The sequence below is a fragment of the Massilia mucilaginosa genome (assembly GCF_011682145.1).
Classification (GTDB): Bacteria; Pseudomonadota; Gammaproteobacteria; order Burkholderiales; family Burkholderiaceae_D; genus Telluria_A; species Telluria_A mucilaginosa.
The window spans coordinates 1-3,039 of record NZ_WHJH01000119.1 but is presented as its reverse complement, the minus strand read 5'-3'; the positions used below and the strand labels follow the sequence as shown (position 1 = coordinate 3,039).

At 63.7% G+C, this 3,039-nt stretch carries 4 protein-coding genes; all 4 read left to right on the top strand.

The window, feature by feature from the left end:
• Positions 1–81: 81 nt before the first annotated feature.
• Genes tnpA through F2P45_RS33865 form a run of 4 tightly spaced genes read left to right on the top strand, consistent with a single transcriptional unit; the run spans position 82 to position 2,944 of the window.
• Positions 82–414: an IS66 family insertion sequence element accessory protein TnpA gene (gene tnpA, locus F2P45_RS33880; RefSeq protein ID WP_166882602.1), complete on the top strand. Its 333-nt coding sequence runs from the start codon at positions 82–84 to the stop codon at positions 412–414.
• Positions 414–770 (top strand): IS66 family insertion sequence element accessory protein TnpB, encoded by a 357-nt coding sequence (gene tnpB / locus F2P45_RS33875; RefSeq protein WP_166882601.1) that lies wholly within the window; start codon positions 414–416, stop codon positions 768–770. The genes tnpA and tnpB overlap by 1 nt, the downstream gene beginning before the upstream one ends.
• A 21-nt stretch (positions 771–791) precedes the next feature.
• The gene (gene tnpC / locus F2P45_RS33870; RefSeq protein ID WP_166882600.1) at positions 792–2,438 is read left to right on the top strand and encodes an IS66 family transposase; all 1,647 of its coding nucleotides are present in this window, start codon (positions 792–794) and stop codon (positions 2,436–2,438) included.
• A complete protein-coding gene (locus F2P45_RS33865; protein ID WP_166882599.1) occupies positions 2,435–2,944 on the top strand; it encodes a hypothetical protein in 510 nt (169 codons plus the stop codon). Before tnpC ends, F2P45_RS33865 begins: the two co-directional genes overlap by 4 nt.
• The last annotated feature ends 95 nt before the right edge of the window (positions 2,945–3,039 follow it).

Sequence of the window (3,039 nt, the reverse complement as noted above, 5' to 3'; positions counted from 1 at the left end):
GTAAGCGCTCCATGAACCACAGCCTTGTGGCCTAATCCCGATTTCCGCATGCTTGCCGTTTCAATTTTAAGGAGAGCAAGCATGGAAGGTGACACCGAATTCTGGACTTCACACGTCGAGGCGTGTCGGCGCGAAGGCACGGCGGCGAGCGTGTACGCACGGCGGCATGGCCTGACGCTGGCGTCGCTGTATTATTGGCGTCGCAAGCTGAAGCTGGCGGCCGTAGTGGGTGATGGCGGCGATAGCGGCCCGGCTAACAAATTCGTCGCCCTGCGTGTGGTCGATGCAGCAGCGGGCACAGCGACGGGACCATGCACGCTGGTGCTGCGCTCCGGCCTGCGCCTGGAGTTGGCGGTACTGCCGTCGCCGGCGTGGCTGCTGGCCCTTGAGCAAGCCCACGCGGGAGCACGCTGATGCATCCGGGCTGCCGCATCGAGCAGGTGTTTTTATGCCGCGACCCGGTCGACTTCCGCAAGTCCATCGGCGGCCTGTCTGTGCTGGTCGAACAGGCGCTGGGCCTCGATCCGTTCGGTAGCGCCTTGTACGTCTTCATCAACCGGGAGCGCAACAAGATCAAGGTGCTGTACTGGCATCGCAACGGCTTCTGCCTGTGGCTCAAGCGTCTGGAGGCCGAGAAATTCGCCTGGCCGCGCGACGCCGACGGCGCCACGCAAGGGGTCACGCTGCAGCAATTCGAATGGCTGCTGGAGGGCTTCGATGTATGGCAAAAGCCACCCCATAAAACCCTGCATTTCAGTTCTGTTTCATAGCGAAATTTGGTAAACTACGGCATGCCTTCCACCACCGCCAAACCGTCCAATCTGCCCCCGCGCTACAGTCTTCCAGAACTGGCATTGCCGGCTGTATTGCCAACCGATGCGGCGTCGCTGACGGCGCTGCTGCACTCGGTCATTGCCGCACACAACGACGTCAAGACACAGGCGCTGAACCACATGCAACACATGATGGAACAGTTCATGCTGGCGCGCCACCGCATGTTCGGCGCCAGCTCGGAGCAGTCATCGAGCCAAGGGCGTTTGTTCGACGAGGCCGAAGTGCTGGCCGCCGGAACCGATGCGACGCAGGACATGGCGCCTCTGGTGCCGCACACCAAGCCCGATGGCAAGGCCAACACCAAGCCGGCGCGCGGCAAGCGCGCGCCCTTGCCGGCCGAGCTGAAACGTGTCGATGTGGTGCACGACGTGCCTGCCGCCGAACGCACCTGCCCATGCGGTACGCCAATGGTGCAAATCGGCGAGGACGTCAGCGAGCAGCTCGACCTGGTACCGATGCAGGTGCGCGTGCTGCGCCATATCCGCAGGCGCTACGGCTGCCCTGGCAGCGTGCATGCGCCGGTCACGGCGGCGTTGCCGCCACAGCCTCTTCCAAAGAGCAACGCCAGCGCCGACCTGCTGGCCATGCTGCTGGTGGTCAAGTTCATCGACGGCCTGCCGCTGGCCCGCTTCGAATACGTGCTGGCCCGCCATGGCGTGACGGTGTCGCGCCAGACGCTGGCGCGCTGGGTCATCGGCGCAGCCGGCCTGCTGCAACCCTTGCTCAACCTGATGCGCGACGCCTTGCTGGAAGGGCCGTTCCTGCACGTCGACGAGACGGTCGTGCAGGTGCTCAAGGAGCCCGGCAAGGCGCCGACCTCGAACAGCTACATGTGGGTGCAGACGGGCGGGCCGCCGGGCCGGCCGGTGGTGGTATTTGACTACGATGCGAGCCGCAGCGGGCAGGTGCCGGTGCGCCTGTTGCACGACTACCGGGGCTATGTGATGACCGACGGCTACAGCGGCTATAACGAGCTGATGCGCACCGACGGCATTGAGCAGCTGGTCTGCTGGGCGCACGTGCGCCGCCGGTTCGTCGAGGCCGTCAAGGTGCAGCCGAAAGGCAAGCGCGGGCTGGCCGACGAGGCTGTTGCCATGATCGGCAAGCTGTACGGCGTCGAGCGCGACCACAAGGACGCTACTGACGAGGCGCGCCTGCTGGCACGGCAAATCCACAGCGTGCCGGCGCTGGCCGCGCTGCGCGCCTGGCTGGACAACACGCTGCCAGGAGTGACGCCGAAGAGCGCGCTTGGCACCGCGCTGTCGTACCTGCGCGATTACTGGCCACGCCTGACACGCTATACGGAGCGCGGCGACCTGCCGATTGACAACAACCGCGCCGAAAACGCAATCCGCCCGTTTGTCGTCGGCCGCAAGGCATGGCTGTTCAGCGACACGGTGGCCGGCGCCAACGCCAGCGCCGTCATCTACTCGGTGCTGGAGACGGCCAAAGCGAACGGGGTGGAACCTTACACGTGGCTGCGGCGCGTGCTGCGCGACCTGCCTGCCGCGAAAACAGTCGATGACGTCGATGCGCTGCTACCCTGGAATATAGGCGCGATGGGCGACAACGCGCACGCTGCTGCTGCCGACTTCCTGCAATGAGCCGCATCTCCATGGAGGCGCTGGCCGGCGCCATCAACGTCATACGTGCCATGAGCATCGCGCAAAAAGCGCACTTGGGCGACGAACTGTTTCAAACACAACCGAACCTGCTCGGCTCTGTGATCGTACTCCAGCGCATGGGCGTCTCGCTCGCAAAGATCGAGCTTGCGCTTGAACTGCTGTTCGTCTGCTATCAGTCGATGAAGCAGTCGGGCTTGCGCTGGCCACTGATTACTGAAGACGATCTGGACAAGCAGATGGCACGCCATGCCGCCACCGTGCGCTTTGACGAAGGCCTGAGCCCGGCACAACGCCAGCGCGCCCTGGCGCAATACCTCGATGCCCACCCGGAAAAGCCGCTGCTTGCCTACGTTACCGGCGAACTCAATAAATGGCTGGCCGCGATCGATCCGGAAGCGACAGACAACTATGTGATGCTTGCCTGCATAAACCTCGTGAACTGCATCGCATTCACTCCCATCCCGAAGCCGGCAAAGCGCCGCTAAGCACCTCCAACTCATTCAACCTGCCTTCGCCTCGATGTCAGCATCATGCCGTCTGGTGGATTAGCGGGCAAGCCTGAGGTTCATGGATCGCTTAC